Source organism: Gluconobacter sp. P5B12 (assembly GCF_018812035.1).
In the GTDB taxonomy this organism is placed as follows: Bacteria; Pseudomonadota; Alphaproteobacteria; order Acetobacterales; family Acetobacteraceae; genus Gluconobacter.
On sequence record NZ_JACRVV010000002.1, the window covers coordinates 551,800 to 577,842 of the forward strand.

At 56.8% G+C, this 26,043-nt stretch carries 25 protein-coding genes, 1 tRNA gene and 1 other RNA gene; 12 read left to right on the plus strand and 15 right to left on the minus strand.

The genetic code is table 11. From position 1 onward, the window contains the following. Positions 1-8: 8 nt before the first annotated feature. Together KP702_RS06530 and KP702_RS06535 are read right to left on the minus strand one after the other, a co-directional pair. Positions 9-2,258: a TonB-dependent siderophore receptor gene (locus KP702_RS06530; protein WP_202207198.1), complete on the minus strand. Its 2,250-nt coding sequence runs from the start codon at positions 2,256-2,258 to the stop codon at positions 9-11. Between the two features lie 170 nt (positions 2,259-2,428). Continuing rightward, positions 2,429-3,997: a carbohydrate porin gene (locus KP702_RS06535; protein WP_202207199.1), complete on the minus strand. Its 1,569-nt coding sequence runs from the start codon at positions 3,995-3,997 to the stop codon at positions 2,429-2,431. Positions 3,998-4,296: 299 nt separating this feature from the next. Between KP702_RS06535 and KP702_RS06540 the strand changes: the two genes are divergently transcribed. Further along, positions 4,297-4,953, plus strand: a complete 657-nt coding sequence (locus KP702_RS06540) for a POTRA domain-containing protein (RefSeq protein ID WP_202207200.1) — start codon at positions 4,297-4,299, stop codon at positions 4,951-4,953. Between the two features lie 13 nt (positions 4,954-4,966). On the opposite strand, the gene KP702_RS06545 is transcribed toward KP702_RS06540, so the two are convergent. Genes KP702_RS06545 through KP702_RS06555 form a run of 3 tightly spaced genes read right to left on the minus strand, consistent with a single transcriptional unit; the run spans position 4,967 to position 7,567 of the window. Next, the gene (locus KP702_RS06545) at positions 4,967-5,575 is read right to left on the minus strand and encodes a DUF1643 domain-containing protein (protein WP_202207201.1); all 609 of its coding nucleotides are present in this window, start codon (positions 5,573-5,575) and stop codon (positions 4,967-4,969) included. A 26-nt stretch (positions 5,576-5,601) separates the two neighbouring features. After that, positions 5,602-6,147, minus strand: coding sequence for a peroxiredoxin (locus KP702_RS06550; RefSeq protein ID WP_202207202.1), 546 nt, complete (start codon positions 6,145-6,147; stop codon positions 5,602-5,604). Between the two features lie 31 nt (positions 6,148-6,178). Then, the gene (locus KP702_RS06555) at positions 6,179-7,567 is read right to left on the minus strand and encodes a lytic transglycosylase domain-containing protein (RefSeq protein ID WP_202207203.1); all 1,389 of its coding nucleotides are present in this window, start codon (positions 7,565-7,567) and stop codon (positions 6,179-6,181) included. Positions 7,568-7,777: 210 nt separating this feature from the next. On the opposite strand from KP702_RS06555, the gene KP702_RS06560 reads away from it, so the two are divergent. The 3 genes from KP702_RS06560 to KP702_RS06570 all read left to right on the plus strand — a co-directional run bounded on the left by KP702_RS06560 (position 7,778) and on the right by KP702_RS06570 (position 9,740). Continuing rightward, positions 7,778-8,659, plus strand: coding sequence for an ABC transporter permease (locus KP702_RS06560; RefSeq protein ID WP_202207204.1), 882 nt, complete (start codon positions 7,778-7,780; stop codon positions 8,657-8,659). A 1-nt stretch (position 8,660) separates the two neighbouring features. Further along, complete coding sequence (locus KP702_RS06565; protein ID WP_215768670.1) at positions 8,661-9,443, plus strand: ABC transporter ATP-binding protein; 783 nt, start codon at positions 8,661-8,663, stop codon at positions 9,441-9,443. Between the two features lie 78 nt (positions 9,444-9,521). Further along, positions 9,522-9,740 (plus strand): hypothetical protein, encoded by a 219-nt coding sequence (locus KP702_RS06570; RefSeq protein ID WP_046900802.1) that lies wholly within the window; start codon positions 9,522-9,524, stop codon positions 9,738-9,740. A 34-nt stretch (positions 9,741-9,774) separates the two neighbouring features. Here the strand turns inward: KP702_RS06570 and KP702_RS06575 are convergent, their stop codons facing one another. From KP702_RS06575 to ssrA, 3 genes are all read right to left on the minus strand, one after another. Continuing rightward, positions 9,775-10,167 carry a VOC family protein gene (locus tag KP702_RS06575; RefSeq protein WP_046900803.1) on the minus strand — a complete coding sequence of 131 codons (393 nt, stop codon included), beginning with the start codon at positions 10,165-10,167 and terminating at the stop codon, positions 9,775-9,777. 100 nt (positions 10,168-10,267) lie between these two features. Further along, positions 10,268-10,840 (minus strand): SspB family protein, encoded by a 573-nt coding sequence (locus tag KP702_RS06580; RefSeq protein ID WP_202207208.1) that lies wholly within the window; start codon positions 10,838-10,840, stop codon positions 10,268-10,270. A gap of 89 nt (positions 10,841-10,929) precedes the next feature. Then, positions 10,930-11,256: a transfer-messenger RNA gene (gene ssrA, locus KP702_RS06585) on the minus strand. Positions 11,257-11,339: 83 nt separating this feature from the next. Here ssrA and thyX point away from each other — a divergent pair. Further along, complete coding sequence (thyX, locus tag KP702_RS06590) at positions 11,340-12,251, plus strand: FAD-dependent thymidylate synthase (RefSeq protein ID WP_064274753.1); 912 nt, start codon at positions 11,340-11,342, stop codon at positions 12,249-12,251. Between the two features lie 478 nt (positions 12,252-12,729). Here the strand turns inward: thyX and KP702_RS06595 are convergent. The 3 genes from KP702_RS06595 to KP702_RS06605 all read right to left on the minus strand — a co-directional run bounded on the left by KP702_RS06595 (position 12,730) and on the right by KP702_RS06605 (position 14,218). Next, a tRNA-Thr gene (locus tag KP702_RS06595) sits at positions 12,730-12,804 on the minus strand. A 68-nt stretch (positions 12,805-12,872) separates the two neighbouring features. Then, a complete protein-coding gene (locus KP702_RS06600) occupies positions 12,873-13,031 on the minus strand; it encodes a hypothetical protein (RefSeq protein ID WP_202207209.1) in 159 nt (52 codons plus the stop codon). Continuing rightward, positions 13,028-14,218 carry an Mrp/NBP35 family ATP-binding protein gene (locus KP702_RS06605; protein WP_202207210.1) on the minus strand — a complete coding sequence of 397 codons (1,191 nt, stop codon included), beginning with the start codon at positions 14,216-14,218 and terminating at the stop codon, positions 13,028-13,030. The genes KP702_RS06600 and KP702_RS06605 overlap by 4 nt, the downstream gene beginning before the upstream one ends. Before the next feature lie 117 nt (positions 14,219-14,335). Here KP702_RS06605 and KP702_RS06610 point away from each other — a divergent pair, with 117 nt between their 5' ends. The 3 genes from KP702_RS06610 to KP702_RS06620 all read left to right on the plus strand — a co-directional run bounded on the left by KP702_RS06610 (position 14,336) and on the right by KP702_RS06620 (position 18,812). Then, positions 14,336-15,871, plus strand: coding sequence for a Do family serine endopeptidase (locus KP702_RS06610; RefSeq protein ID WP_202207211.1), 1,536 nt, complete (start codon positions 14,336-14,338; stop codon positions 15,869-15,871). 289 nt (positions 15,872-16,160) lie between these two features. Then, entirely contained in the window at positions 16,161-17,231 is a 1,071-nt protein-coding gene (locus tag KP702_RS06615) for an FUSC family protein (protein WP_252348567.1), read from the plus strand. A gap of 123 nt (positions 17,232-17,354) precedes the next feature. After that, on the plus strand, positions 17,355-18,812 hold the full coding sequence (locus KP702_RS06620) for a mannitol dehydrogenase family protein (RefSeq protein ID WP_202207212.1): 1,458 nt from the start codon (positions 17,355-17,357) through the stop codon (positions 18,810-18,812). 148 nt (positions 18,813-18,960) lie between these two features. Here the strand turns inward: KP702_RS06620 and KP702_RS06625 are convergent, their stop codons facing one another. Further along, the gene (locus KP702_RS06625) at positions 18,961-19,791 is read right to left on the minus strand and encodes a TerB family tellurite resistance protein (RefSeq protein ID WP_215768671.1); all 831 of its coding nucleotides are present in this window, start codon (positions 19,789-19,791) and stop codon (positions 18,961-18,963) included. Positions 19,792-19,898: 107 nt separating this feature from the next. On the opposite strand from KP702_RS06625, the gene KP702_RS06630 reads away from it, so the two are divergent. Further along, entirely contained in the window at positions 19,899-20,267 is a 369-nt protein-coding gene (locus KP702_RS06630) for a hypothetical protein (RefSeq protein WP_046900813.1), read from the plus strand. A gap of 5 nt (positions 20,268-20,272) precedes the next feature. On the opposite strand, the gene KP702_RS06635 is transcribed toward KP702_RS06630, so the two are convergent. Together KP702_RS06635 and queG are read right to left on the minus strand one after the other, a co-directional pair. Next, a complete protein-coding gene (locus tag KP702_RS06635; protein WP_215751002.1) occupies positions 20,273-20,497 on the minus strand; it encodes a ribbon-helix-helix domain-containing protein in 225 nt (74 codons plus the stop codon). Further along, positions 20,494-21,558, minus strand: coding sequence for a tRNA epoxyqueuosine(34) reductase QueG (queG, locus tag KP702_RS06640; RefSeq protein ID WP_215768672.1), 1,065 nt, complete (start codon positions 21,556-21,558; stop codon positions 20,494-20,496). The genes KP702_RS06635 and queG overlap by 4 nt, the downstream gene beginning before the upstream one ends. 109 nt (positions 21,559-21,667) lie before the next feature. Between queG and KP702_RS06645 the strand changes: the two genes are divergently transcribed. From KP702_RS06645 to KP702_RS06655, 3 genes are all read left to right on the plus strand, one after another. Further along, positions 21,668-22,576 (plus strand): PhzF family phenazine biosynthesis protein, encoded by a 909-nt coding sequence (locus KP702_RS06645; RefSeq protein ID WP_215768673.1) that lies wholly within the window; start codon positions 21,668-21,670, stop codon positions 22,574-22,576. Between the two features lie 75 nt (positions 22,577-22,651). Further along, positions 22,652-24,196, plus strand: a complete 1,545-nt coding sequence (locus KP702_RS06650) for an adenosine deaminase (RefSeq protein ID WP_202207284.1) — start codon at positions 22,652-22,654, stop codon at positions 24,194-24,196. Next, positions 24,193-25,284 (plus strand): purine nucleoside permease, encoded by a 1,092-nt coding sequence (locus tag KP702_RS06655; protein ID WP_202207215.1) that lies wholly within the window; start codon positions 24,193-24,195, stop codon positions 25,282-25,284. The genes KP702_RS06650 and KP702_RS06655 overlap by 4 nt, the downstream gene beginning before the upstream one ends. A 4-nt stretch (positions 25,285-25,288) precedes the next feature. Here the strand turns inward: KP702_RS06655 and KP702_RS06660 are convergent, their stop codons facing one another. Further along, complete coding sequence (locus tag KP702_RS06660; RefSeq protein WP_202207216.1) at positions 25,289-26,011, minus strand: MgtC/SapB family protein; 723 nt, start codon at positions 26,009-26,011, stop codon at positions 25,289-25,291. Between the last annotated feature and the right edge of the window lie 32 nt (positions 26,012-26,043).

Genomic DNA, 26,043 nt, shown 5'->3' on the forward strand with positions numbered 1-26,043 from the left:
AAGTGAAATCAGAGATCGGTCGTGAAGGAGAACTTGAATGTCCTGGGCAGGCCCTCAAGCAGATAGCCATTGAAGGACGAAGACCAGTAGCGTGTGTTGGCGATGTTATCGACGCCAAAGCGCAGGGTGACAGGCTTGTGATACGTCGTGAACGTATAGCGTGCTGCCAGATCAAAGCGCGTCCAGACTGGCAGATGCAGGGTGTTGGCAGTGTTGACCCACTGCTTGCCTGTATTGACGACACGTCCGACAACGGTTGCTCCCTTCAGGAAAGGGAGGTCGTATTCCAGATTGCCATTGATCGTATAATTCGGAACGCCGATCGCTGTGTTGCCATTCTGCAGGCCTCCTGCCGTATGGCGCAGGTCCGCATCAATCAGCGTGCCGCCACCGTTGAATCTCAGTCCCGGCAGGATTTCTCCATTCACGGTGAGTTCGATGCCACGGTTCCGTTGGAGGCCGTCCTGTTTGTAAATGGAATAACCCGTGCCTTCGATGGGCACATTATAAGAGTTGGGGCGTGAAATCTGATAAAACGCCAGAGCAGCGCTGAAGCGACCAATGTCGTACTTGGCGCCGATTTCATATTGGGCAGACTTATAGGGTGGGAAAATCTGTCCGACATTCTGAGCGCTGGCGGGGGCGGTACCGCCCTGAGACATGCCTTCAATCCGGTTAAAGTAAATGGACGTCTGACGCGTCGGGTGAATGACAAGCCCGACAATAGGTGTAATGGCATCCTGATTATATGGAGTGCTCAGTGCACCGCGGCCCGTGCTGCTGTATTTATACCCGTTGATCATCATGTTCTGGTAACGGAAGCCCCCGGTGAGGGCGACGCGACCATTTAGGAAAGACATCGTGTCGGAGAAAAACAGGCTGTACAGGCGTGTCCAGTTTGTTGTCTGCGGGTCGTTTAAAACACCCCCAACGAAAGTCTGAGCCGGGGAGGCAAACTGCGGTGTCTTGTAAATGTTGGTGGTCGGAGAGGTCAGGGCCATGGCGTAGGCCGCAGCTGAATCTTCCCAGAGCGCGGAGCCACCGGCATTGACTTCGTGCTTGATAAAGCCCGTTCGGAAGTGTGCACGAACGCCGGCGCGGGTGCTCTCATTCGTCTGATTGTAAGGCACATACATGCTGCCCGCAGTTGCGGCGCCGGTGCCTGCATCCGTTAGGGTCGGACTGGAATAGTTGCCCTTCTCATTCGCGTTCAGGGCACCAAAGGCCCCATACAGGGTCACATTTTTGGAGAGATCATGCTCAATGTTCAGCATGCCAAAAATGTAGTTCAGGTCATTATACGCCCATTTCTGACCGAAATTGTGAGATGGGGCGACTGGGCGCGGAACGCTGGTGACAGATGAACTCAGCATCAGCCCAGGGCGGCCACCATCAACGCCCTGATTCTGATAGTTCATGTCCATCGAAATGCGTGTGCTGTTATCGCGGCTGTGCCAGTCAAAATCGGCTCCCAGCGCGGTGGAGTGCCGGTATTCATTATTGATGGAGTCTTCGCCGGACTGACCGGCCACGTTCAGGCGAACACCAAACTGCTTCTCCGTTCCAAAACGACGGCCAACGTCAATGTTGCCGCCCCCCATGGCGCTGCTCGTGTAGTCTCCCGTCAGGCGCGTGATGGGGGCATCCGTCGCATGTTTGAACATCAGATTGATGTTGCCGCCAATGGCGGATCCGCTCGGTGCCGCGCCGTTCAGAAACGCGCTGGCACCGTTGAGAACCTGAACACTGTCGTAGAGCTGGGGTGAAACAAGCTGCCGGGGCGTGATGCCGTAAAGACCATTGATGGCCACGTCATCACCATTGACGGCAAAACCGCGGATGACAAACATTTCCGAGAAGTTGCCGTATCCATACGTCGTGCGAACGGACGGATCATTTTCCAGAACCTGCCCCAGCGTCTGGGACTGCTGGTTCAGGATCATGCTGGAAGAATAACTGCGAATGTTGAAGGGCACATCCAGGCCCTTCTTGTTTCCCAGTGCACCAAGCTGTCCGCCACTCGTGACTTCCATCTGGTTCCGGCGCTTGGCCTTTACGATGATTTCTTCATCGCTGGGTGCGGACGATTTGGCTACGCTGGGAGCTGCCGCAGCCTTGTCGGAAGCGACCTGGGTCTGGTTCGGGAAGGGACTTGCTGCATAGGCGAAAGCAGGAAAGGTTGTTCCGGCCAGCAGCAGGCAGGCCAGGTGCCTGCGATGGCGAGCAGGTCTGGGGCGGGAAAGCAGATGTGCGCGCACGGGAAGAAGCCTCGATTGGAGGAAAAGATGTGCGCTACATACGGTAATGAGAATTAATCTCAAATAAATCAATGTAACCTAATATGACTGCGTCTGCGTGCGGGATGCGGGCATAAAAAAAGCGAAGCCCTTTTCAGGCTTCGCTTTGTCGTGGTTGGTTCGTCGCTAATTCAGAGCACGACGGTGAACTGAACCCCCAGCACAGCGGCATCACGAAATGTCGTCGTCGCGCTGGGGCGTTGGATGTACTGGAAGTCGGGCTGGATCGCCATCGCACGGGCCACATGCGCGCTATAAAACAGTTCGTACACGTTCTCATGGCTCTGCGGGCCATAGACTGTGCCCCACTGGTTATCCTGATACGGCAGGTTGAGCTGCTTGGAGGATTCCTGCTGCAAGGCTGCCGTGGTGCTCATGTCGAAGTGCTGCCACATGGCGCCGACAGTATCGAGCGGACGGCCCCACGCTTTGCCCGTATCAATCATGCCGACCCATGTATGGTCTCGCATGGCGACGGTCTTGCCGTCACTGTACATGGCGCCCGCCATGAGGATCAGACCGTTGGTATCACCGGGCCCGTTGCGCATCAGCATCTGATCCATGATCAGCCACGCACTGTTTCGCCCGGCTTCATAGCGGCGAGGCAGGCCAGTCTGCTGCCACGAGTTCCCGTGAATGTCTTCGTACAGGTTCAGATAGCGTGAATTGTCGTAGGAATATCCAAGCTCGTAATGACCAACGAGATGGTTTTTCCCAAAACGGGGAAGCCAGCCGATTTCAACAGGCGTTGAGAACTTCCCCAATCCGGACTGTGCCCAGGACCAGCCGGAAATGCCGCCGTTGTAGGCGTGCGGGCTTACGGCGAAGAGGCCACCCATGATGTATGTGTTGACCGTCGGCATGACACGAGCAATCGCCGCGAGGTTTCCGGACGGCCAGTCGCGGTTGCCTTCCGTATATTTGTTAGGTGCTGGATTTCCGCAGACGGCAACGTTCATGAAGTCGCAGAAAAGTGGCGAGGCAGCAAAGAAAGAACCGACCGGAATCCAGCCAGCGCTGATGTCGATACGGTTATGGTAGAAGGATGCCTCTCCATACATCGACACGAGATGCGCTACGACGTTGCCGCGTGCACCATAGATTTCCTGCACGGGTGCGATGGAATCACCAAACATCCGGGATACGTTCTGGCCATGTCCGTTGACGATCAGGGTGTGCGTCCAGAAGTTCTTGATACCGGCCATCTTGTCCCAGTCGATATCCACTTCAACGCCGACTTGGCCCGTGTCCGAATAGGCGCGATCCTTACCGCCTGTCACGTTTCCGGCGAATTCCTCGTTGACTGCGGCGAGGAGGTGAATGCCGTGATTGACAAGCCATGGCTGGATGCCGCCCCAGTCTCCGAAAAAATGCTGCGATCCCATGGGGGCTGCGAAAAACGCGCCCGGATCTTCAACTTCGTCAGGAGTGCCAGCGCTGCGTACGCCGCGCATGTTGTTTTGCAGGATGGGAACACGTCGCCCTGTATCCATGGGGTGCGATGTCAGTTCGGATTTGCTGTTGCCTGCCGAGGGTTCAGCCGACGGGCCTGCTGTTGGAGTGGAACCTGAAGGAGAGGCCGACTGACCCCAGGCTTGGCCTGGCGCAAATGCCAGTGTCGTGGCGGACAGGAGTCCCAGAAAAACGGTCCGCAGATGTCCGGAACGAAAAAGGCGAGCGTGATCAGTCAGCACGACCATAAGGCAGCGAATCTCTCTTCTGTCTGATGATGGCGAACAGGAAGACGGTCTTCTTCGAAGACTTTCCCACAGGGTGGGACGAAGAAAATGAATTCCAATTTATGGAGTGAGAGGTGGTGTGTCGCAGACCGTCCGACCCGCTGTCAATGCGTACGGGGGAACTAAAATGGTTTGGGCTCTGGTGATGCGAAGTGTGACATTGTGTGGATGAAGACCATCACAGTCCAGATAAGGGGCAACTCCTGAGGCATTATGGCGTAAGACAATCGCTTGATTTTTAGTTTTTTACAGGAGGCAGCATGAGGTTCTCTCGTTCCATGCTGACACGTGCAGGAGTGGGTCTTGCCGTGGGAGCGATTTTAACGACCGGTTCGGTTCTGGCCGAGCCCGCCGCAGGCCCGGTCGCTCCCCCACCTGTTCCCGCTCTCGATTCCCCTCTTCAACTGGGCTCGGTGTCTGTGGAGGGAAACAAGCGTGTTCCATCTGCGGATATTCTCGCAGCATTCGGTTATCACGACGGCCAAAACGTCACACGCGCGAAGCTGGCAGACGCACAGAAACAGGTCGCGACGCTGTATCAGTCACGTGGCGTTGGGGCGGACCTTGGTGAGCAGTTGCATATCTCCGCCAACAAGGTGGATGTGAAGCTGCTGATGCGGGAGCACGATCAAAGGACTGCCGAGGCTGGCACTGCTGGACTGATTGTGGACAAGGTTGCTTTCGAGGGTAACCGAAAAGTACCAACGCCTGCTCTGGCAGCGGCAACTACCCTTCAGGATGGCGCAGCGATCTCGGATCAGGCTTTGGCTGCGGACGAAGTGGCGATCGAGAAAGTCTATCGGGAAAACAAGCTCGGCGCTCAGATCCAGCCACAGGTGGTTTATCCGAACCATGACAATCATCTGGTTCTGGTCTGGCAGATCCGTGAGCAGAGCCCGCGCTCAGACGGGGAATAACCCGCCTGAAGAATTAGGTCAGGGTCTCCGGATCCAATGACTGGGGGGTCAGGACACCCGGAAGATAAAGCGGGTGTTCTGGCCGTCCTGTCTTGCTCAATCTCAATGCGGTCACCTTCACGCCATGGTGCGCCAGCATCCGGGCCACAGCAGTGCCCCGAGGCCGAAGTGCCTTTGCCTGTGGTGCACCGTAAGCCAGCACGACAAGATCAGCTGCCTTTGCCATTTCAAGAAGATGCCTGTCGTTGTCAGGCCCAATGGGATCATCGACTTCCAAAAGGCGTTTCTGATCCGTGCAGCGGTAGGCAAAACTGTTGCCGACGAAAATGCCCCCATAACCCCATGCACGGGCATAGCGCTGGCATTTGGCAACCGTTCGATCGTCCCCGAGTTCTGTGGCGACTGACGGGTTCATCATCAGCCACATGACCATGGGCTTCGTCTCGTCCCATACGCGCTTCAAGGTGTAACGGTAACAGTCGCCCGGGCCGTCGTAGAGGGCTGTACTGATGACGTCTTCCGAAAGACGAAGTGGCCGTGAATCACCAACATGATGCTGCCCAAAAAGGTCAGCAGGCTCCCCTCCGCTCTGGAACGGTGTGGAGCAGGAAGGGCGCGACATAGAAGATATTCCGGTGTGTGGTAAACTTAGTGGGCAGCCTGAAGCGCCTTGACGGCAGCCAGTGTGCGCTCGACATGGCCATCCGGGGACATGGATGCATAGGAGAGGGCAACATGCCCATCCGGCGCAATCACGTAAGAGGTGCGGCTGGCCATATGCAGAAGAGGCATCTTGGCCTTGTAGGAATTGGTGATGGTCCCGTCAGGATCTGCAGCAACAGGAAATGCGCTCCGGCATTCACTGACGGAGAAACGGGTCAACTTGTCGATCGGGTCCATGGAAATCCCGATAACCGTTGCACCCATCGCCTTGAATTCGGGAATTGCCTCAGCGAATTCGTGCGCTTCGATGGTGCAGCCTTTGGTAAAAGCGGCCGGGTAAAAATACAGGACGACCGGGCCTGTTTTTAAGGCTTCGGCCAGATGATAGCTGAACTCATGTCCGGCCATACTGGCCTTGGCAGTGAAATCCGGAGCATGCGCTCCTGTTTCCAGGGCAGCGTGAGCTGGATTAGGGAGGGTGCCAATCATGGCAAGAGCACAGAAAGCAGAAATTGGCAGAAAGCGACGCATAGGATGTGCTCTGTTCCCTGAAGGTAACGGTTTAGAAAGCGCCGGGCGGAACCACAACGCACGGTGAACCGTGCGACAGACGATGGCAGGCCGCAAGGGCATTTTCATGTGTCAGCCCGGTCAGGCGCGCACGATAGAGGTGGCCTTTGCCTGTTTTAACACTGGCAACCTGTGTCCTCGCAGACGCGACAACTGCTCCGCCCTGACTATGAGCCTGAGACGCGGCTGAAGTGGCCTGTCCCGAATTGGCAAACGCACCGACCTGAATGGCCCATGTTTTAGGACCGCTCGTTTCCTGCGGGGCGGCAATAGTTGCGTGATGCATCGTCGGTGCTGGCGAAGACAGTCGATACTGCTGCCGTGTTGCGGGCATGACGGCCATGATCGGCTGGGGTTGCAGGTGGTGCCCCATCGGAATTTCCTGCGCCGTGACCTGACTGTCCGCCAGTTCAGTATCCATGCTGTTTGCGACCGGCGGATGATAGGCCACTTTCTGCACAGTGGGGGCCGGGGAGGTGATGCCTCGCGCTGCCCATGCCGCACTGACGCTGCTCGGTTCCGTCGGCGCGGCAGAGGCTACGATAACAGGCGTTGCAGAAGAAGCGACGGGTGTCTCGGACACGGTCTCGTCTGAAGAGGAGTTATCATCAGATGAGCTGTCTGCTGATGCATCCTTGTGGGACCAGGCTGCCCGGATCGACTGACTTGCCGGCGTGGTAGGGACAGTATTTTCTGCGACCTGAATTTGGGCATTGGGATCGTGCTGCGAAACGAGAAGATCTGCGGCTGATCGGTTATGAGGCGTCACGCCCGCAATGCGCGGACCAATCGCTGCCACATATCGGCGTGTCTCGCGCGGAAGGGGGCGTCCGCGGCGCAGGTAGCTGTCGAGGCTGCCCGGACCATCGTTATAGGCGGCAAGAAATCCCGGGGAGCCGTAGATCTCGTACATCTGCCGAAGATATGCCGTGCCTGCGAGAATGTTATCGTGCGGATCAAACGGATCGTCGCCGAGGCCGTATTGCTGGCGCATGTCATCATAAGTTGGCGGCATAAGCTGCAACAGGCCCATGGCACCCGGCGTCGAGGTGATGAAATTGCCATTATGGTCGTAAAGGTGGCCGCCAGATTCCTGCTGCATGACCGCCCGGATCCACGCTTCTGGAATATCAAACCGAGCAGACGCTTCCTGAATGTATGGCCCCCATGGATCGCTGGGTGGCCCTGGCGGGGCGTAGTAGGATTTTGCGTGAGCGCGATACTTCGCGGCTTCCTGAGAGACCGGAACCTGTGAGGTGGAGCTCATGTCTGGTGTGCCGGCGCAGGCCGCGAGAAGGCCGATCAGACCAAGTGCCAGACCGGAACGGAGAGCGGTCAACGGGCGAAGAATGGTCTGGAACGGCACGGCGGGTCTGGGCATCGGGGCAGGGTACCTGACAAAGGAAGAACTGTCGCAACCCTCAAAGCATACACAGGGATTACGGCAAAACTAGGAAAAATGACGAAAGAGTTACGTTTGTCGCCTACTTTTTCACTGTGGAAGGTGTTCAGGGACAGATGGTGGAAGAGCACGCCATCATCAAGGGCAAGACTGCTTGCGGGAACACAGTCTATCGGCTAGGCGAACCAGATGAACTCATCTTCCCCGGCCACGAAAGAGCCAGAGGTGCAACGGTTGCCGACGCACGATCTGAGCGTGCTGAAGTTCGACCAACGTCGGGGGAGCCCCGCTGCCCGGGCCTGGGATGATTTCCGCGGAGCCTGCAAGCTCTGGCGTTTGGGCGTTATGCTCGGATGGCTGGACATTAAGCTGCGTTATCGCGGATCAGCCCTGGGGCCCTTCTGGCTGACCATTACATCGGCCCTTATGGTCGCATCCATGGGCGTTCTATACAGTCGGCTCTTTCATCAGGATATGAAGGTCTATCTGCCGTTTCTGGCGCTGTCCCTGACGCTCTGGCAAACGGGATTGTCCAGCCTTCTTCAGGAATCCTGCACCAGTTTTCTGGATGCCGAAAGCATTATACGCTCCAGTCGTCTTCCATTGCTGCTTCAGGCCATACGGGTTGTGGTCCGTAATGCGATTGTTTTCGCTCACAACATCATCGTGCCTGTTGGTGTTTTCGCGATCTATCATGTCTGGCCGGGGTTCACGGCGTTATTGGCGCTTCCGTCTCTTCTGCTGTGGGGGCTGGACGGATTTGCAGCCTGCATGCTGCTGGGGGCACTTTGCGCAAGGTTCCGGGATGTGCCGCCGATTATCGGGGCGCTCCTTCAGATCGTGTTCTACGTGACGCCTGTCATCTGGCAACCGCAGCAGTTGGCGGGGAAAGCGCGGTACCTGCTGTACAACCCGTTTTATGCTCTGCTGGAAGTCGTTCGCGCTCCATTGCTGGGGCATATTCCTTCGATCAGCGTCTGGCTCGTGGCCCTGCTGACGAGTGCTGTGTTCTGGGTTATCGCGATATGGGCTTTCGTCCGTGTGCGTTCACGGTTGGTGTTCTGGATCTGACATGACGCATATCCGCCTTGAGAACCTTTCTCTGTCGTTTCCGGTGCTGCACGGGGCTTCTCGCTCTTTGAAGAAAACACTGCTGGCTCGTGCCAAGGCTACCGTCACAAAGCCCTCGGCTGTAGGTGGACGAATGCGTCTCGGCGCAGTCGCTTCTGATGCTGTTCTGGTGCAGGCGTTGTCAGGCCTGACATTCCAGATCCATGGGGGTGAACGGGTTGGCCTGATTGGCCATAATGGTGCTGGAAAAACTACGCTTCTGCGTGTGTTGGCTGGCATCTATGAAACGACTGATGGTTTTCTTGATATCGAGGGTGACAGTCATGCGCTCATTGATCCGCAGTCAGGCATGAATCTAGAGTTGAGCGGGCGTGAAAACCTCAATCTCTTTGCGTGTCGGATCGGGTTACCAAAGAGCCAGATTCCTGCGCTGGAGGCTGATGTCGAAGCCTTTGCGGAACTGGGACCGTTCTTTGATCTGCCAGTCCGCCTCTACTCGTCCGGGATGAGCATTCGGCTTGGATTTGCTTTGGCTACGGTTCCTCGTCCGCGTATTCTGCTGATGGATGAATGGTTTATGGCAGGAGACCAGCGCTTTCAGGAAAAAGCCAGAGAGCGGATGGCAGGCATGGTTGATGCTGCAGAAATTTTGGTCGTGACATCGCATTCCCTGCCTGTGCTCAAGCAGTGGTGTATGCGTATCCTCTGGATGGAAGAGGGGCAAATCCGCATGGATGGTCCAACGGACACCGTGCTTGAAGCATACGAAGCCTCTTTGGCCTGAGGTCAGCTGTTATTTGGTCTGGTCTCAAGGGTGCGGTAGGATCAACTTCGAGTTTGACCATCACCATGGAGACTAATCATGTCTTATGCCGCTATTGATGCAGCCCGCGTTGCCAAGGCTGCAAAGTCTGCCCTTCAGACACTTGCCACCGTCAAGGAGCAGTCAGAAGCTCATCAGCGTAAGACGCTCATGATCGAGCGTATCGAAGCCCTCGCCACGGCTGCAGCTGAAACCAAAGACTGCAATGCGATTACCCTGACATCCGAAGAATTTTGGATGATCTCCAAAAATTGGTAAAAGCCAGCAGGGAAGGCGGGTCAAGACCCGCCTGTTAGCCTTGGTAAGAGGCAATTTCCACAAGGTTGCCGTCCGGGTCCCGGCAATAGACCGAGGTGATTGGACCTAGCGCGCCCAAGCGCGAAACCGGACCTTCCACAACGACAACACCGCATTTTTCGAGATGCCGCACAACATCGTCACTTGAGATGGCTGTTGTAAAGCAAAGGTCGGATGTGCCGGGCTGCGCGCCTTCGGCCGTTTCCCAACCTTCTGATCCTTCAGGGCGAAGATTGATCTTCTGGCCGCCGAAGCAGAGAGCAACACGGTTATTACGGCCGTATTCCTCAATATCCATGCCCAGAACCCGCTGGTACCAGGATGCCGAAACAGTTCTGTCCCGTACGGTCAGAACGATATGGTCAAGGCGATCAACGGTAAAGCGCATGATGGTCCCTCAAGAAAACGGCGCCCGATGGTCCTGATATTATCATCAGGACGCAGAAACCGTCAGGCCTCGGTGCCCTGTTCGGGCGGGAAGGAATAACTCAGGTTGGTGGGCGCTTGCGGAATGCTGCCAGGCTTACGACCTCGGCATCTTTCTTCTCTTCCTGAGGAGGCTCTTCGATTGTCACCTCGGGGTGATGCGCCGGATCGATATCATCTGGCTCTACCGCACCTTCAGGGATCTCGATGTCTTCGTCGTCATCGACCATGCTGCTGACGAAGCGCAGCGCCATCCGGATATGTGGATCTGCAAAAGCCGTAATAGCGGCGACCGGGATGACGAGGATGCTGCCAACGCCCCCGAATGACAGACCAACAGAAATGACATTCTTTTCGCGATCCAGCGCCAGATCCCAGAACTGGTGCTGAAGAACGATCGTCATCTCTTCCGGATACTGGGCCCGGAGACGGGACGGAATGATGACGTCCGAACGATTGGTGCGGAAGGTCAGGTAGAAATGGTGAGCACCGGGAAGTCCCTCAGCCGCAACGTGCTCAATGGCGCGCAGCATGACTTCACGATAGGCGTCTTCCACCCAGTCGTCATAGGGGAGAAGGCTTTCGGGCAGGTCGTGCTCAAGGCCGTCCTGGCCGGTGTGATCATCGTCGCTCATGGTCGCAGGCCTGATGTTTCAGTCAATCAGGTCAGGGATGCGACAGACCAGCCAGAATGGCAAGACGTTTTGCACAAAAGGAAAAATGAGGTGGGAGGGCTTCTGTTGCCCGGTGCCCTCCCGAACCGCGCTTATCGCTTATGCAGCGACAGCGAGCACCTCAGAGTTATCATTGGCACTTGTAAGTTTAGCCCGATGACGGTGGTACAATACCGGGCAAAAGATAAGTCTTTACCATGCGCGTCGAGCCTGTTTCGTCCCCACAGATCCCTCTTGCGAGAGATTTTTCTTGGTGGAGACGCCGGGCACTGCCCCCGGGTCCACAACACTTATTTCACTTACCGTTTATCGCCATAGCCGGGGACAAACCCCTTGCACTGCTGAACATAGGAGTGCTGTTGCCGTCCTGCAAGGGGAAAAGACGAAGCGCATGATGATGCAGCCCGGACTCGTCTCTTGCGGTGGCGGGAGATGTTTCGTCATGCTAGAGCCGCGGCCTATGGCACTGACATCTGAACAGCGCGCTGAGATCGAAGCTCAGCGCAACGAGCCCCAGCTGACCTCCCGCCCGACCGTTCCGGCGATGGAGAAACTTCTTTTCACGCCCATCGAGGTGCTGGATCATGGTTTCCTGCGCGTCGTCGATTATATGGGCGATGATGGAGCCGTCGTTCAGGCTGCCCGGGTGTCTTATGGGCGTGGCACCAAGAAGGTGTCTGAAGATGCCGGACTGATCCGCTATCTGATGCGTCATCGGCATTCGACGCCGTTCGAGATGTGCGAAATCAAGTTCCACGTGAAGCTTCCGGTTTTCGTGGCACGGCAGTGGATTCGTCATCGCATGGCCAGCGTGAACGAGTATTCTGCGCGCTATTCGATTCTCGACCGTGAGTTCTATCTGCCAGCTCTGGATCAGGTTGCATCGCAGAGCGCCTCGAACCGTCAGGGACGGAGCGAAGCTCTTGATCCGGAAACGGCGGAGCGCGTGCTTGAGATTCTGCGTCGTGATGCCAGCCAGTGCTACGACGATTATGAATCAATGCTGGACCCGGAGGGCACTGGCCTGGCCCGTGAACTGGCGCGCATGAATCTGACGCTGAACACCTATACCCAGTGGTACTGGAAGATCGATCTGCACAATCTGATGCACTTCCTCGCCCTGCGCGCAGATCCGCATGCGCAGTACGAGATTCGTGTTTACGCAGAAAAGATGATTGAACTCCTGCATGCTTGGGTGCCGGCAACGGCTGCTGCATTCGAAGAATATCGTCGCGGAGCCTTCACGTTCTCAGCGGGGATGCTGAACGTGGTGCGCCGCCGTCTGGCGGGAGAGGCCGTGACGCAGGAAACGTCCGGGCTTTCCAAGCGCGAATGGATCGAGATGAACGCCATCCTCGAACCAGAAGCCTGAGACAGGCGAAATCGTGAACGATTTTGATAAGCTCCTGCAAGATGCCCCTTCCGTGCAAAGTGAGACCGCGGCTGAGATAGAGCCGCGGTTACCACGGATCTGGCCCTGGGCGATTCTGGCAGGACTGCTTATTCTTGCGTCCGTGTGCATCCACATTTTCTGGCCTGCACCGGCACACAAGCATATGGCCCTTTGTAAAAAGGGCCTGACTGAACACTGCTATAAAATTGACCCCACCGCCGAAAATTGAGTTCGTATTTCGGTGAGTAAAATGGTCGGTGGATTTCCTGTTTTCCGGAATCGCTGTTTCTGAACGGATTCTACGGAGAACGAATGTGGAATCACGTCGGACTCACATTTCGTAGATCTTAATCAACAAACTTATCCACAGGGTTCGGTCCCATAAAACTGGGTTCGAAGGCGTGGACGATTCTTTTTGGGGAATCGTTCAGAAAGCTTGATTTTCTGGGAAAAATCGTGGTGCCGGGTGAGGGATTTGAACCCCCGACCTTCGGTTTACAAAACCGCTGCACTACCACTGTGCTAACCCGGCATCCACAGCCCGGCTTTTTCCACGCCGAGACCCCTTTGGTCAAGCTCCTGAGTGTCGATTCTGTAATTTTATCGTGTCGCAGGGGTCATGAGGCTCGGTGGTGGCGGAAGATGGGAGGAGTTATTCGTGAAGCCGTAGCCGTCTGAAGAAAGCCCATGATGGACGACAGGCGGTCGAGCACAAGCCGACAGAAGTAATGCTGTTCCCAGCAGGAGAAGACGGGTCATGAGGAAGCCTTTTCATCAGAGTGGCTGAGGGCCTCGGCAATAGTCGTGGCGAGGGCCGTGTAGGCACGGGCGGCTTCGCTGTCAGGTGCCGAGAGGATAATGGGCGTCCCCTGATCGCCGCTGGCCCGGATGTCAGCCAGCAGGGGAATTTCGCCGAGGAAAGGCACGCCAAGGCGCTCTGCCTCTTCTCTGGCACCCCCGTGGCCAAAGAGCTCGGTGCGATGATTGCAGTTTGGGCAGCAGAAATAGGACATGTTTTCCACAACGCCGAGGATGGGGGTTTCCATCCGTTCGAACATGGAGACGCCACGTCGTGCATCCAGCAGCGCAATGTCCTGAGGCGTGGAGACAATAACAGCCCCACCTTTGGCCATCTTGGCTCCAAGCTTCTGGGCCAGTGTCAGTTGGGCATCACCGGTTCCGGGTGGCATGTCTATGACAAGGACGTCCAGATCTCCCCAGTCCACTTCTCCAAGGAACTGGGTGAGGGCACCCATGACCATGGGGCCACGCCAGATCATGGCCTGATGCTCGTCCACCAGATAGCCGATAGACATGCTTTTTAGCCCCCAGGCTTCGATGGGGATGATCCGGCCTTCAACGACTTCGGGGCGTGTGTTGCGGCCGAGCATGCGTGGAAGGGATGGGCCGTAGATGTCTGCATCCAGGAGGCCCGTCCGAACACCGAGTTTGGCGAGGCCAGCTGCAAGGTTCACAGCGGTTGTGGATTTGCCAACGCCTCCCTTGCCGGACGCAACAGCAACGACAGCCTTCACGCCCGGCAGAAGCGTCTCTGGAGCATGACGGCTGGACGCATTCTGCCGTTTGCCGCCCAGATTGAACGGCCGATGACCGCCCCCGCCTGCTGGAGCTGGTGCGTTGGCCGGTGGTGGCGTGGTAGCACGATGAGCTGTCAGGGAAATTGTTGCTCCCGTCAGGCCTGGAATGCGCGCGATCTCTGCTTCAACCTGAGGTCTGATCGGCTCCATGCGCGACACATTGTCTCGCGAGGTGGCAAGGGTCACGTGCGCATGTCCGTCGCGGACTGAGACACCTTCCAGCGACGCAAAGGACAATACATTCGATCCAAGGCCAGTTTGTTCGTTGTTCAGAATCTCGGAAATGCGTTTCTCGGCATTGGCATGGGATTCGTCAGAAGAACTGGTCGGGGGGAGATGATCGGTCATGCCAAGACTCTTTTTTCTGGAGGAACGGCCTGTCAGGAAGAGGAAACAGCGTAGCATACGCCCCTCCTGAACTACAGGATGGTGACGAAGGACAGTCTTCTGCGTTAGCGTGTCACCATGAGCAGATTGACCGCCAGCCTTGCCCTGTCCTGCGCCGTTTCCCTGGCGCTGTCCGTTACGACGGTACAGGCCCAGACCGCCCCGCAGCCCTCTCCGGCACCCGTACCAGCCCCGCGCTCCGTTCCGTCCAGCTTTGCGGATCTGGCAAATCGCCTTCTTCCGTCCGTGGTGAACGTTTCGACGTCTGCTGTGCTCAAGCCCGGTAAGGATGAAGACAAGGGGCCGGACTCCAGTGGTCCGGATGGCCCGCAGGTGCCGCAGTTCCCGCAGGGCTCACCGCTGGAAAAATTCTTCCACGACTACATGACGCACAAGCCGGCACCGAACCGCCCGCCGCGGCGGATGCAGGCTCTGGGATCAGGCTTTATTGTCGATCCGGCGGGCATCATAGTGACGAACAATCACGTCATTGAAGGCGCAGATCAGGTCTCCGTGACACTTCAGGACGGCACGGAACTGCCGGCAAAGATTGTCGGGCGCGACAGTCAGGTTGATCTGGCCGTTCTGGAAGTCAAACCGAAGCATTCGCTGCCAGCTGTTCCGTTAGGACACAGCGATGCCGCCAGGATCGGAGACTGGGTGGTGGCCATTGGCAATCCGTTCGGCCTGAACGGAACAGTCACGGCAGGTATCATCTCGTCCCGCGGACGGAATGTCGAACACGGCCTGTATGATGACTATATCCAGACGGATGCAGCCATTAACCGGGGAAATTCTGGCGGCCCGCTCTTTAATCTCTCGGGCGAAGTCATTGGCATCAACACCTTGATCTATGGTGGGGCCGGGGGTGATTCTATCGGGATCGGCTTTGCCATCCCGGCGGATGACGCGCGTGGCATCATCGATCAGCTTCGTAAGACAGGTCATGTGTCGCGCGGGTGGATGGGACTGAAGTTCCAGAATGTCTCCTACGACATTGCGGAGGATCTTGATTTCCACCAGGCTGATGGCACGGTCGGCAAGGGCGCGCTGGTGTCTGAAGTGGGGCCGAAAAGTCCGGCAGCTCAGGCTGGCCTGCAGGTTGGTGACATCATCACCCGTGTGGGCAGTCAGGATGTGACGGGGCAGACCATGCCGCGTATCATTGCGTCCATTCTTCCTGGAACGAAAACAGAGCTGACCGTCTGGCATAAGGGCAGCATCAAGACGCTTCCGATCACGCTGGCACAGTCGCCGAACGCGCCAGATATGCCACCGTCCGACACGCATCAGCCAACGCATACGAAAGCAGCTTTTGGCGAGCTGGGTCTGGCCGTGCGTTCCATCGATGCGGAAATGCGCACCCAATATGCTCTGACGGACGATCAGCGTGGCGTGCTGGTGGATCGGGTTGAACCCTCCAGCCCGGCCACATCTCGCGGGATTGCGGTTGGGAATGTGATTACGCAGGTTGGGCAGGATCAGATCGACACGCCGGATGCGTTTGCCAAAGCTGTGAGCCGCGCGCTGGAACAGAAAAAGAAAGAAGTTCTGCTTTTGGTGCAGGATGATGACGGACTACGCTGGGTGCCAGTCCCCTTTCTGGGAAACTGACTTAATTTGGATCAGTAAGATTGAGGGACGACGGAAAATTATGTCATCGGTTTTGCTTCAAAAGCGGACCGGTTTGCGCCGTTCCTCAATCTGAATGAGGCCGTTCTATTTGTCGCTACGGCGTTGCCTCTCAGGTTCTGAGCGCCAATCTCGACTGTGATGTTCTGTCGCTTGGGAGCGATACCGATCGTCATTCCAGAAAATGGCTGGTCCAACGCGTCGTTTGAATGAGCCCGGGCACTGAAACGAGTGGACTGAAGAACTCGGAAGCTCTTAAAGCGCTCATGAAATGATGAGTGCTCTGAAAAAAATCACACAGACCTGGCTGATGGTTCCGCCCAAGGGAAGCAACTGGCGGGAGATCCTACGACCTGCCACACGCCAGACCATTCGCGTTCTGGTTTCGATTGTCACGGCCTGGGTTGTGGGCATGACGCTGCATCTTCAGGAAACAATCTGGGCGCTCGTGACCGCGCTGATTGTTACGCAGTCCAGCATAACGCAGACAATGGCAACAGCCCGCGATCAGATTACCGGGACTCTGCTGGGCGCTGTTGCAGGGATCGTAGCGGTCTTGCTGGAAATGTGGACGGGTCTGCGGTGGCTGCCTTTCTGGGTAGTTCTTGCGCCGTTGGCCTTCCTCGCAGCCGTTCAGACCAATCTGCGGTTTGCCTGTATTACCCTGATTATTGTGTATCTGTTTCCCAGTGAGGGCAGCCCGTTTCTGCCAATGGTAACGCGGCTGACGGCTATCATGATTGGTGTGGTCGTCTCTCTGGTGGTGTCTTTTGTGGTATTGCACAGCAGTGCCCGAAAGCAGGCTTTCCACACATCCAGCCGCATCCTGCGACGTCTGGATGGACTGCTGGAAGGCGCACTGGATCAGAAAACGGGCTGGCGGGAAATTGAAACCCGGAACGAAGCCTGCGTGGCCCTTCTGATCGAACTTGAAGGCGCAGTGGAAGAGGCCAGACGCGAGCGTTTCAGTGACCTGGAGAAGCGCGACCCTGTGCTCGCGGCACTTCCAAGGTTGATGCGGCGGCTCCTGAACGATACGATGCTGGTGGCTCGAGCAATCGCGACAGGCCGTGCAGCAGGGAATACAGGCCTTGTTCCACTCTACAAAAGCCTCAGCCACACGCTGAGAGCATTGGCTCATAGCTGTGAACAAAGATTTGTTCGCAAGCAGGACCGTCATCCGCATCAGCCGGAAGACAAAGACATTCTCGAACTTCTTCCTCGGCTGGAAGAACAGACACGGCCTGAAATGCGCTTCGTCATGTCTCTGTTCAAGGATGATCTGGAGCGCGCCGTAGGCGTTCTCATGCGGGACGATGCCAGTGCTGCCAAAGGGCTCTAGGCGCCAGTTGATGGCGTTTTTTCGAAACCCGGTCGTGATCTCCCGCGTTTTCTGGAGAGCTCGGTGCATCTGCCCGGAAAACCGGCCCCCGTCAGAGGCTGGTCATTAGGAACGGAGAAATCCATGATTACGCACGAAACCCTCAAGTCTCTTCCCGCCGGTGTGCAGGCTCCGCCCTACGACATCAACGGGATAAAGCCAGGGATCGTGCATTTTGGTGTGGGCAATTTCTTTCGTGCCCACGAGGCATTCTATGTTGAACAAATTCTTAAGGATGATCCCAACTGGGGCATCATTGGCGTTGGTCTAACGGGCGGTGACCGCTCAAAGAAAAAAGCTGAAGAATTCAAAAAGCAGGATTGCCTCTTCTCCCTGACGGAAACGGCACCGTCTGGCAAAAGCACTGTCCGCGTCATGGGCGCATTGCGGGACTATCTGCTGGCTCCGGCAGATCCTGAAGCCGTACTGAAGCACCTCTCAGACCCTGCCATCCGGATTGTTTCCATGACGATCACGGAAGGTGGATACAACATCAATGAATCGACGGGTGCGTTCGATCTTGAGAATGCGGCTGTTCAGCAGGATTTGAAGACGCCGGAAGCGCCGTCCACGATCTTCGGATATGTTGTAGAAGGGCTCCGTCGCCGCCGGGATACCGGGGGTAAGGCCTTTACGATCATGTCCTGCGATAATCTGCGGCACAACGGTAACGTCGCCCGCAAGGCGTTCCTGGGTTATGCAAAGGCGCGTGATCCGGAACTGGCCAAGTGGATTGAAGAAAACGCCACATTCCCCAACGGAATGGTGGATCGCATCACACCGACCGTGTCTTCAGCAATTGCCAAGCGCCTGAATGAGGCCAGTGGTCTGAGCGATGATCTTCCGCTCGTTGCTGAGGATTTTCATCAGTGGGTGCTGGAAGACAGCTTTGCTGACGGACGTCCGGCACTGGAGAAGGCCGGTGTCCAGTTCGTCGATGATGTGACGGACTACGAACATGTAAAGATCCGTATGCTGAATGCTGGCCACATCATGCTCTGCTTCCCTGCCGTTCTGGTCGGGTATGAGAATGTTGATGAAGCCGTTCGTGATGCGGATCTGCGCGGTAATCTGGAGAACTTCCTCAACAAGGATGTGATCCCGACCCTGGAAGCCCCGCCGGGCATGACGCTGGAAGGGTATCGTGACAGCGTGATCAGTCGCTTCTCCAACCCCGCGATGGCTGACCAGACCCTGCGAATTTCGGGGGATGGCTCTTCAAAAATTCAGGTCTTCTGGACGGAAACAGTGCGTCAGGCGCTTGAAGGCAAGCGGGATCTATCCCGAATTGCGTTTGGCATGGCAGCCTACCTTGAGATGCTGCGTGGGAAGAGCGAGAAGGGCGGAACGTACGAGCCGTTCGAGCCAACCTTCGGTGAGCAGCAAAAGACGCTTGCGAAGGCAGACGACTTTGAGAGCGCGCTGAAGCTTCCGGCTTTTGACGCCTGGCGTGACCTTGATAATGCGACACTGAATGAGAAGGTCATTGCGTTGCGTAAGATCATTCGCGAAAAGGGCGTGAAAGCTGCTCTGCCAGCCTAAAAATAATTGGCTGACAGGTTTTTGAACCGCTTCTCTTCATTGAGAGGCGGTTTTTTTCTTGATGGGCTATGCCTACTCTGTCCCGTACGGGTGTCGTGGCTGGAGAAATATCGCCGTGCGGGTCGATATGATCGTCAGACCTGTGAGGTTAAAGCTGACGGTCCCGCTTGATACGGTCCCATGCCGCATTGATCCGGGCCACGCGTTCTTGCGCACGCTTGCGCTCCAGATCCGACATGGGTTTCTGGGCAATAACATCCGGATGGTACTCGCGGATAAGCGTTCGCCACCGAACGCGGACTTCCTTGTCAGACGCTGTACGCGTGATGCCGAGAACGCGATAGGCGTCTGGCTCGCCGGTGCTGGCGGCACGGTTGTCACCACTTTCTGCGCGCGTCCATGCTCCGGACGACAGACCAAATGCACGATGAACACGCTGAAGAAAATCAATTTCTTTTGGATGGAGCTCTCTGGATGCTCCGGCATCTGCACGGGCAATCCGGAAAAGGGCCACCATCAGGTTTTCCAGCGGCGCCTTGTCGTCTCCGTAAGCTGAGCCCATCTCGCGGGCGTACATTTCAAAATCGTCCGTTCGCTCCCGTGCGCGGTCGAACAACATGCCAACTTCGCGCGTATTATCGGGTGGAAACTGGAAGCAGGTTTTGAACGCGTTGATTTCGGAGCGATTGACCGGCCCGTCGACCTTCGCCAGCTTTGCGCACAGCGCCACAAGGCCAATGGCGTAAAGCTGGTCTTTTTTGCCCATGGCAGCCGCAATTTTGGCAGCTCCAAAAAACGCTGCACTGTTCGGGTCAGGACGACCCCGTGCAGGAAAGCGTTCGCTCCACCCCCCGGTGGAAGGATTAAGCAGAGAGCCACTGTCGGCGGCATGCCCAAGGGCTGCTCCCATCAGTGCCCCGAACGGGCCGCCGACTGCGAAGCCAGCAACACCACCGAACATTTTGCCCCAGATAGCCATATCGACAATCTAGCATGGTCCCGGAAAGCGGCAAATGACAGATCGGACATGTACCCTCCACAGAAAGAACTGGATCTCCCGCAGGCTTCGGGTGTTGAAGGAGCATCATGAAAAACAAGGTCACCCCAGTTATGTCCGATCAGACGCAGCACCTCCCCGTCGCTCAGCCTTCGTCGGCAGACGACTATGAGGAGAAGATGCAGGCCCTGATTCGCAAACTCCCTGAATGGATGCAGAAGACCCTGAGCTGGCTACGGGAGCCAGAGCGTAAATGGATTCGGATTCCGGCTGGTATTCTGTTCATGCTCGGGGGCTGTATGGCTTTTCTGCCGGTCCTGGGGGTGTGGATGATTCCTGTCGGTATCCTGCTCCTTTCCGAAGATATTCCGTTCTTCCGTCGTTTGATGGAGAAAGCTCTGAACTGGATCCAGAGAAAGCACCCTGACTGGATGGATCTGCCTCCGAACGCGAAGTGACCCGATCAGTCGTCGCCCGTTTTTCGCGCATCCATGAGAGCTGCAACACGGAGAGCTGAAGCTAAAGGGCGGTCTGGTGTGCGTTTCGCATCAATCGACGCAACAAGGGCCGCAAAGCTCAAGGCCCGCTCCGTAGCCATCTGATCCAGGACTGCCCAGAATTCTGGTTCAAGCGCAACGGACGTCCGATGTCCTGAGAGCGAAAGGCTGCGTTTGATAAGGTCACTCATGTCAGGCGCTCCAAAGCCCAGCGGGCGGTTTCGGCAATATCGGGATCGGGGTCAGACTGAAGAGCCTGCGTTGTGGGTACGAGGGTAGGATCGTTCGAGTTGCCGATTGCGATCAGAACATTACGGACAAACCGGTTGCGACCTATGCGCTTTACCGGTGAGCCCGAAAAAAGCGTGCGGAAAGCCGCGTCATCGAGGGCCGCCAGTTCTGCCAGTTTTGGCTCAATCAGTTCGGGTCTGGCCTGAAGCTTGATGTGGCGGGACGCCTCGGCGAAGCGGTTCCACGGGCAGGCGGAAATGCAGTCGTCACAGCCATAGATGTGGTTACCCATCTTCTCCCGCAGGTCGTGCGGGATCGGTCCCTTGTGTTCGATGGTCAGATACGAAATGCACCGCCGCGCATCCATACGATAGGGGCCAAGGAAAGCATCTGTCGGGCAGGCGGTCAGGCAACTCGTACAGGTGCCGCAGCTTCCGCCTTTTGGCTCGGACGGGCTTAAATCCAGCGTCGTGTAGATTTCTCCCAGCAAAAGCCAGGAGCCATGGGTGCGGGACACCAGACAGGTATGCTTGCCCTGCCAGCCCAGATGCGCCTTTTCTGCCAGAACGCGTTCCGAAACCGGGGCCGTATCGACGAAGACCTTCACCTGCGTAGTCTCATCGCCCAGCTTCACGACGAACTGCGCCAGATGCTTTAGCATCCCTTTGATGACGTCATGATAGTCCCGGTTACGGGCATAGACGGAGATATTGCCCCGATCCGGCTTACGCAGCGTTGCGTCCGGGTCTTCGGCGGGTGCGTAACAGACTGCGAGGGAAATGACGCTGCGGGCTTCAGGCCAGAGGGCCTGCGGGTGGCTGCGCTGTTCGATGCGCGTCTCCATCCATTCCATCGTTCCGTGATGGCCCTGGGCAACAAAAGCGCGCAGGCCGGCTTCCACATCCGGGCCAAGCTCCGCCGCGCAGAAGCCCACGGCATCAAACCCCAGATGCCGGGCATGGTCCTCGATCCGTTCTTCAAGAGAACGTCCGGAGCGAGAAGGAGAAAGGCGTGATGTCATGCGCTCAGCAGATGGATGGAAAGCAGAATCAGCAGTTTACGCCATCTTTCCCCCAAGGGGCCAATCAGACATGATGGGATGTCTTCATTCTCCGATGAGAGAACCGGTTATGCGTCGTTCCTATGTCACCCTGGATGTTTTCACGGACCAGCTTTTCGGGGGGAATCCTCTGGCGGTCGTGCTGGATGCGGCGGGACTATCGACCGATCAGATGCAAAAAATCGCCATTGAGTTCGGGTATTCTGAAACCACCTTTGTGCTGCCTGCTGTAGAGGCAGAGCATACAGCGCATGTCCGTATCTTTACGCCAGGCGGAGAGCTGCCATTCGCCGGGCATCCTAATATCGGAACGGCTTTTGCCCTGGCGCGGCAGGCAGAAGCGCAGGGCCGGGATCTGCCGGAAACGCTGGTGTTCGAAGAAAAGGCCGGGCTGGTCCCTGTGCGGCTGGAGCGTGAGAACGGCCGTGTCATTCGGGCGGAACTCATGGCGCCGGAAGCAATAACACGTCGGAGCCGGATGATCCCTGAAAACGCGGCAGCCTGTCTTGGGCTTCAACCGCAAGATATTCGCACCGATCATCATGCTCCCCAGATCGTATCGGTCGGCCTGCCGTTTCTGATTGTCGAACTGGCGTCCCGCGAGGCTTTGCGCCGGGCCTATGGTGAGATTTCTGCCCATCGCACATTCCTTGCGTCCAGTGGAGTGGACTCCGTTTACGCCTATACGCGGAACGCTGGCGAAAATGCCTTTGAAAAAGATAGCGACATTCAGGGGCGGATGTTCTCTCCCCTTGATGGTATTCCGGAAGATCCTGCAACAGGAAGCGCAACTGTCGCCGCCGTGGCATTCCTATCGACCTTGCAAAACGGTGCCGATCTGTCCCTCACCTTTACGCAAGGTGTAGACATGGGACGGCCGAGCCTGCTCGAAGCCAGAACCCAGGCGGGGAAGGCCTATGTTGCGGGTTCCTGTGTCCCTGTCATGGACGGATTCTTCACTTTGGAAAGCGAAGTCTGAGAACGGTCTGTTGCAGAGTTTATAACGGTCTGAAAATGTCTTGTCAGGGGCGTGGGCAGTCGGCATCGTGCCACCATGCGATGCACCATTCCTTCCGTTCTCGTAGCGGCTGCCCTGTCTCTGACGGCCCTGTCTCCTCTGGCAAGGGCCGAAGCTCCGTCTGCTGTTGAGCAGACTTACAACTCCCTTCGGAATGATCCGGTTCGGCTTGGGCTGTTCCTGAGAGCCTTCCCAAAGGGCGCAGATCTGCACAATCATCTCGTAGGGGCAATCTACGCAGAAAACATGCTGGACTGGGCCGCCCGGGACGGGTTGTGCGTTTCTCTCAAAAGCCTTGAGATCCTGAGCCATGCCTGCCCGCATCCTAAAGATGGGGAGATGCCAGCCGCTGCTTTGGCGGGAAACCCGGATGCAGAAAACCGCCTGATTGACGCCATGTCCATGCGGGACTTCACGCCGTCTCCTTCTGACCGTTCAGGCCATGACCACTTCTTTGCGGCTTTTCAGCATTTTGGAGCGATCGACGCAGCCCATCAGGGAGATATGTTGGCAGAGGTCATGGATCGTGCCGCACACGATCATATCACCTATATCGAACCCATGATCTCTCCGGCTCTTCCAGCGATGATCCATGCAGGTTTCAAACATCCGATGAATGGTGAGGATTTTGCTGCCGCTCATAAAACGCTGGAGGCTGAAATCCCGGCGCTTGTCACGCAGGCCCGTCAGGAGACGGATGCCATGGACAAGCAGGCACAGAAGGTTCTGAAATGCGGCACGGCAGACGCTCATCCAGGCTGCAGCGTCAGTGTTCATTACCTGTTTCAGGTTCTTCGCACACTGCCGCCCCAAGCTGTTTATGCGCAGCTTGATGCCGGATATGCTGTCGTAAAGGCCGATCCCCGATTTGTCGGCCTCAATATTGTTGCACCGGAAGATGATGCCATCGCCATGCGGGATTACACCCTGCATATGCGGATGTTTCAGTTTCTGTCGCAGGTCTATCCGGGTGTGAACCTCAGCCTTCATGCTGGCGAACTGACTGGCAAGCTGGTTCCGCCTGAAGGACTGAAGCATCACATTCGTGAAGCCATTGAAATTGCCGGCGCCAAGCGTATTGGCCATGGCGTTGATATCGCTTCGGAAGACGACGTCGCCGGGCTGCTGGCCGAGATGGCTAAGAAGCACGTCATGGTGGAAATCAACCTGACGAGCAATGATGAGATCCTGAACGTGAAGGGCGCTGAACATCCGTTGCCGCTCTATCGCCGGGCCGGTGTTCCTGTTGCGCTCTCCACGGATGACGAGGGTGTTTCTCGTGGTGATCTGACGCAGGAATATGTTCGCGCTGCTCGAACCTATAATCTCAGCTATGCGGACCTGAAGCAGATGTCCCGTACCGGGTTGGAATATGCGTTTATTCCGGGACAGAGCCTTTGGGACAACCATCAGGTTGGCAAGCCTGTTGCAGCCTGCCAGACCCTGCCTTCTTCACAGCCTGAGAGCGGCCCTTGTGCTGATCTTTTGAAAGCCAGCGAGAAAGCTCGCCTTCAATGGCAGCTTGAATCGCGGTTTGTCGCCTTTGAAACCTCCGCTCCACACGAAAGCCTCTATCAATGAACCGCCTGAAAACTCTCTTCGGGGCGACTGCCCTGTCCGTCCTCGCAGTTTCAGGCAGTGTCTCCGGCGCATCTGCCAAAACGCGGCCTATTCCTGTGCGAGTGGTTGTGGTGACGACCTTCGAACTTGGCAAGGACACGGGCGATACGCCGGGCGAGTACCAGAACTGGGTTGAGAAGCTCCCGCTCTCGCAGGAAATTCCCGCGCCCGGTACGGACCATGATGTCATGCACTACAATCCGGAACTGCATGTTCTGGGTATCGCGTCCGGGGAAGGGCCGGAGCACATGGCATCCGCCATCACGGCGCTCGTCCTTGATCCACGCTTTGATCTGAAGCACGCCTATTTTGTTCTGGCCGGGATCGGTGGTGTCGATCCGAAGTTCGGGACGGTCGGATCTGCCATTTGGGCACCACGCGTGATCAATGGTGGTCTGTCGCATCTGATTGATCCGCGAGAGATCCCGAAGTCCTGGCCTGATGGCTTTACGCCTGTTCAGGGTAGTGTTCCGGATGAAAAGCCACGGCCGCCGCTTCATTCTGTTAGCGGAGACATGGTTTACACGTTCAATCCAGAGCTCGTGCAGTGGGCTTATGGCCTGACGAAAAACATGAGCCTGCCAGATACGCCGGGCCTTCAGGCGTCCCGTGCCCGCTATAAGGGGTATCCGGAAGCCCTGAAAGCACCGTCTGTGATGGTGGGGGATACCATTTCCGGCGAGACGTTCTGGGCTGGTGAGAAGATGAATGCCTGGGCTGAGCGCTGGGTTCGTTACTGGACGGATAATCAGGGCACGCTCGCCACGACGGCTGAAGAAGACGTTGCGTTCTGTCAGGCACTTGCCGCACAGGCCAAGGCAGGGCGTGTTGATCCACAGCGTGCGTTGATCCTGCGCACGACCAGTAATTTCGACATGCAGTATCCCGGTCAGACGGCCGCTGAACTATTGGCGGAAGAAGCTCACGAGGGCAGTTATTCCGCGTTCATTCCGTCGGTCGAGGCCGCTTATACGGTGGGAAGTGTTGTCGTACGTGAACTGGCGACCCACTGGGATAAGTATGAGAAGACAATGCCACACGCCTTGTAAGAACCTACTGCCTTTTATCTGAGGGCAAGAGGTGTACGCCCTGAACTCCGGGGAGTGCCGCCAAGGCCGTAATACCGTGGGAAATTGCACGTTTCCCACGGATCCTGACAGTCATCGTCGTGATGTTTCCGGGACTGGCATCCGTATTGCTGAAGGTAAGGCTATCGAGGGAAAAACCCAGTTCTGTCATGCATGTCAGAACTGGTTTCACCATGTCCCCTCGATACTGTATCGCAAGCTCCGAGGTGCGTTCCCGTGTGTTGGGAAGGCGTTTCAGGAGGCGCGGATACAGCACCATGACGATAAAATGTGCCCCGGTCGTTGCCAGCGCCAACAGAATGAGGCCACCGCCACAAGCCATGCCCAACGCAGCGGTAAACCAGATGGAGGCTGCTGTTGTCAGGCCCCGGACGATATCCCGACGCATGAAAATCACCCCGCCGCCTACAAATCCGATTCCGGAAACGACCTGAGCGGCCACGCGTGACGGGTCCAGGACGACTCTGCCGGGCACCAGAATATCCATAAAGCCGTATTTTGAGATCAGCATGAACAGGGCAGCCGAGACCCCAACAAGCGTGTGAGTTCTCAGTCCTGCGCTCTTTTGTCGAAGTTCCCGCTCCAGCCCGACAAGCGAGGACAGGATGAATGCCAGCACCAGTTCTTCGAGCTGAAGCCGACCTTCACCGATAAAGCCTCTTGCGGTCAGGTCGAAAAAACCTGTCATGACCCAGCCTTCTTCCCGTCATAATAGCGGTA

Bases quoted from the DNA above. Each gene is read 5' to 3' on its own strand.
- KP702_RS06535 (WP_202207199.1), bottom strand. From the start codon at position 3,997: ATGGTCGTGCTGACTGATCACGCTCGCCTTTTTCGTTCCGGACATCTG.
- KP702_RS06540 (WP_202207200.1), top strand. From the start codon at position 4,297: ATGAGGTTCTCTCGTTCCATGCTGACACGTGCAGGAGTGGGTCTTGCC.
- KP702_RS06545 (WP_202207201.1), bottom strand. From the start codon at position 5,575: ATGTCGCGCCCTTCCTGCTCCACACCGTTCCAGAGCGGAGGGGAGCCT.
- KP702_RS06550 (WP_202207202.1), bottom strand. From the start codon at position 6,147: ATGCGTCGCTTTCTGCCAATTTCTGCTTTCTGTGCTCTTGCCATGATT.
- KP702_RS06555 (WP_202207203.1), bottom strand. From the start codon at position 7,567: ATGCCCAGACCCGCCGTGCCGTTCCAGACCATTCTTCGCCCGTTGACC.
- KP702_RS06560 (WP_202207204.1), top strand. From the start codon at position 7,778: ATGAACTCATCTTCCCCGGCCACGAAAGAGCCAGAGGTGCAACGGTTG.
- KP702_RS06565 (WP_215768670.1), top strand. From the start codon at position 8,661: ATGACGCATATCCGCCTTGAGAACCTTTCTCTGTCGTTTCCGGTGCTG.
- KP702_RS06570 (WP_046900802.1), top strand. From the start codon at position 9,522: ATGTCTTATGCCGCTATTGATGCAGCCCGCGTTGCCAAGGCTGCAAAG.
- KP702_RS06575 (WP_046900803.1), bottom strand. From the start codon at position 10,167: ATGCGCTTTACCGTTGATCGCCTTGACCATATCGTTCTGACCGTACGG.
- KP702_RS06580 (WP_202207208.1), bottom strand. From the start codon at position 10,840: ATGAGCGACGATGATCACACCGGCCAGGACGGCCTTGAGCACGACCTG.
- thyX (WP_064274753.1), top strand. From the start codon at position 11,340: ATGGCACTGACATCTGAACAGCGCGCTGAGATCGAAGCTCAGCGCAAC.
- KP702_RS06600 (WP_202207209.1), bottom strand. From the start codon at position 13,031: ATGACCCGTCTTCTCCTGCTGGGAACAGCATTACTTCTGTCGGCTTGT.
- KP702_RS06605 (WP_202207210.1), bottom strand. From the start codon at position 14,218: ATGACCGATCATCTCCCCCCGACCAGTTCTTCTGACGAATCCCATGCC.
- KP702_RS06610 (WP_202207211.1), top strand. From the start codon at position 14,336: ATGAGCAGATTGACCGCCAGCCTTGCCCTGTCCTGCGCCGTTTCCCTG.
- KP702_RS06615 (WP_252348567.1), top strand. From the start codon at position 16,161: ATGATGAGTGCTCTGAAAAAAATCACACAGACCTGGCTGATGGTTCCG.
- KP702_RS06620 (WP_202207212.1), top strand. From the start codon at position 17,355: ATGATTACGCACGAAACCCTCAAGTCTCTTCCCGCCGGTGTGCAGGCT.
- KP702_RS06625 (WP_215768671.1), bottom strand. From the start codon at position 19,791: ATGGCTATCTGGGGCAAAATGTTCGGTGGTGTTGCTGGCTTCGCAGTC.
- KP702_RS06630 (WP_046900813.1), top strand. From the start codon at position 19,899: ATGAAAAACAAGGTCACCCCAGTTATGTCCGATCAGACGCAGCACCTC.
- KP702_RS06635 (WP_215751002.1), bottom strand. From the start codon at position 20,497: ATGAGTGACCTTATCAAACGCAGCCTTTCGCTCTCAGGACATCGGACG.
- queG (WP_215768672.1), bottom strand. From the start codon at position 21,558: ATGACATCACGCCTTTCTCCTTCTCGCTCCGGACGTTCTCTTGAAGAA.
- KP702_RS06645 (WP_215768673.1), top strand. From the start codon at position 21,668: ATGCGTCGTTCCTATGTCACCCTGGATGTTTTCACGGACCAGCTTTTC.
- KP702_RS06650 (WP_202207284.1), top strand. From the start codon at position 22,652: ATGCGATGCACCATTCCTTCCGTTCTCGTAGCGGCTGCCCTGTCTCTG.
- KP702_RS06655 (WP_202207215.1), top strand. From the start codon at position 24,193: ATGAACCGCCTGAAAACTCTCTTCGGGGCGACTGCCCTGTCCGTCCTC.
- KP702_RS06660 (WP_202207216.1), bottom strand. From the start codon at position 26,011: ATGACAGGTTTTTTCGACCTGACCGCAAGAGGCTTTATCGGTGAAGGT.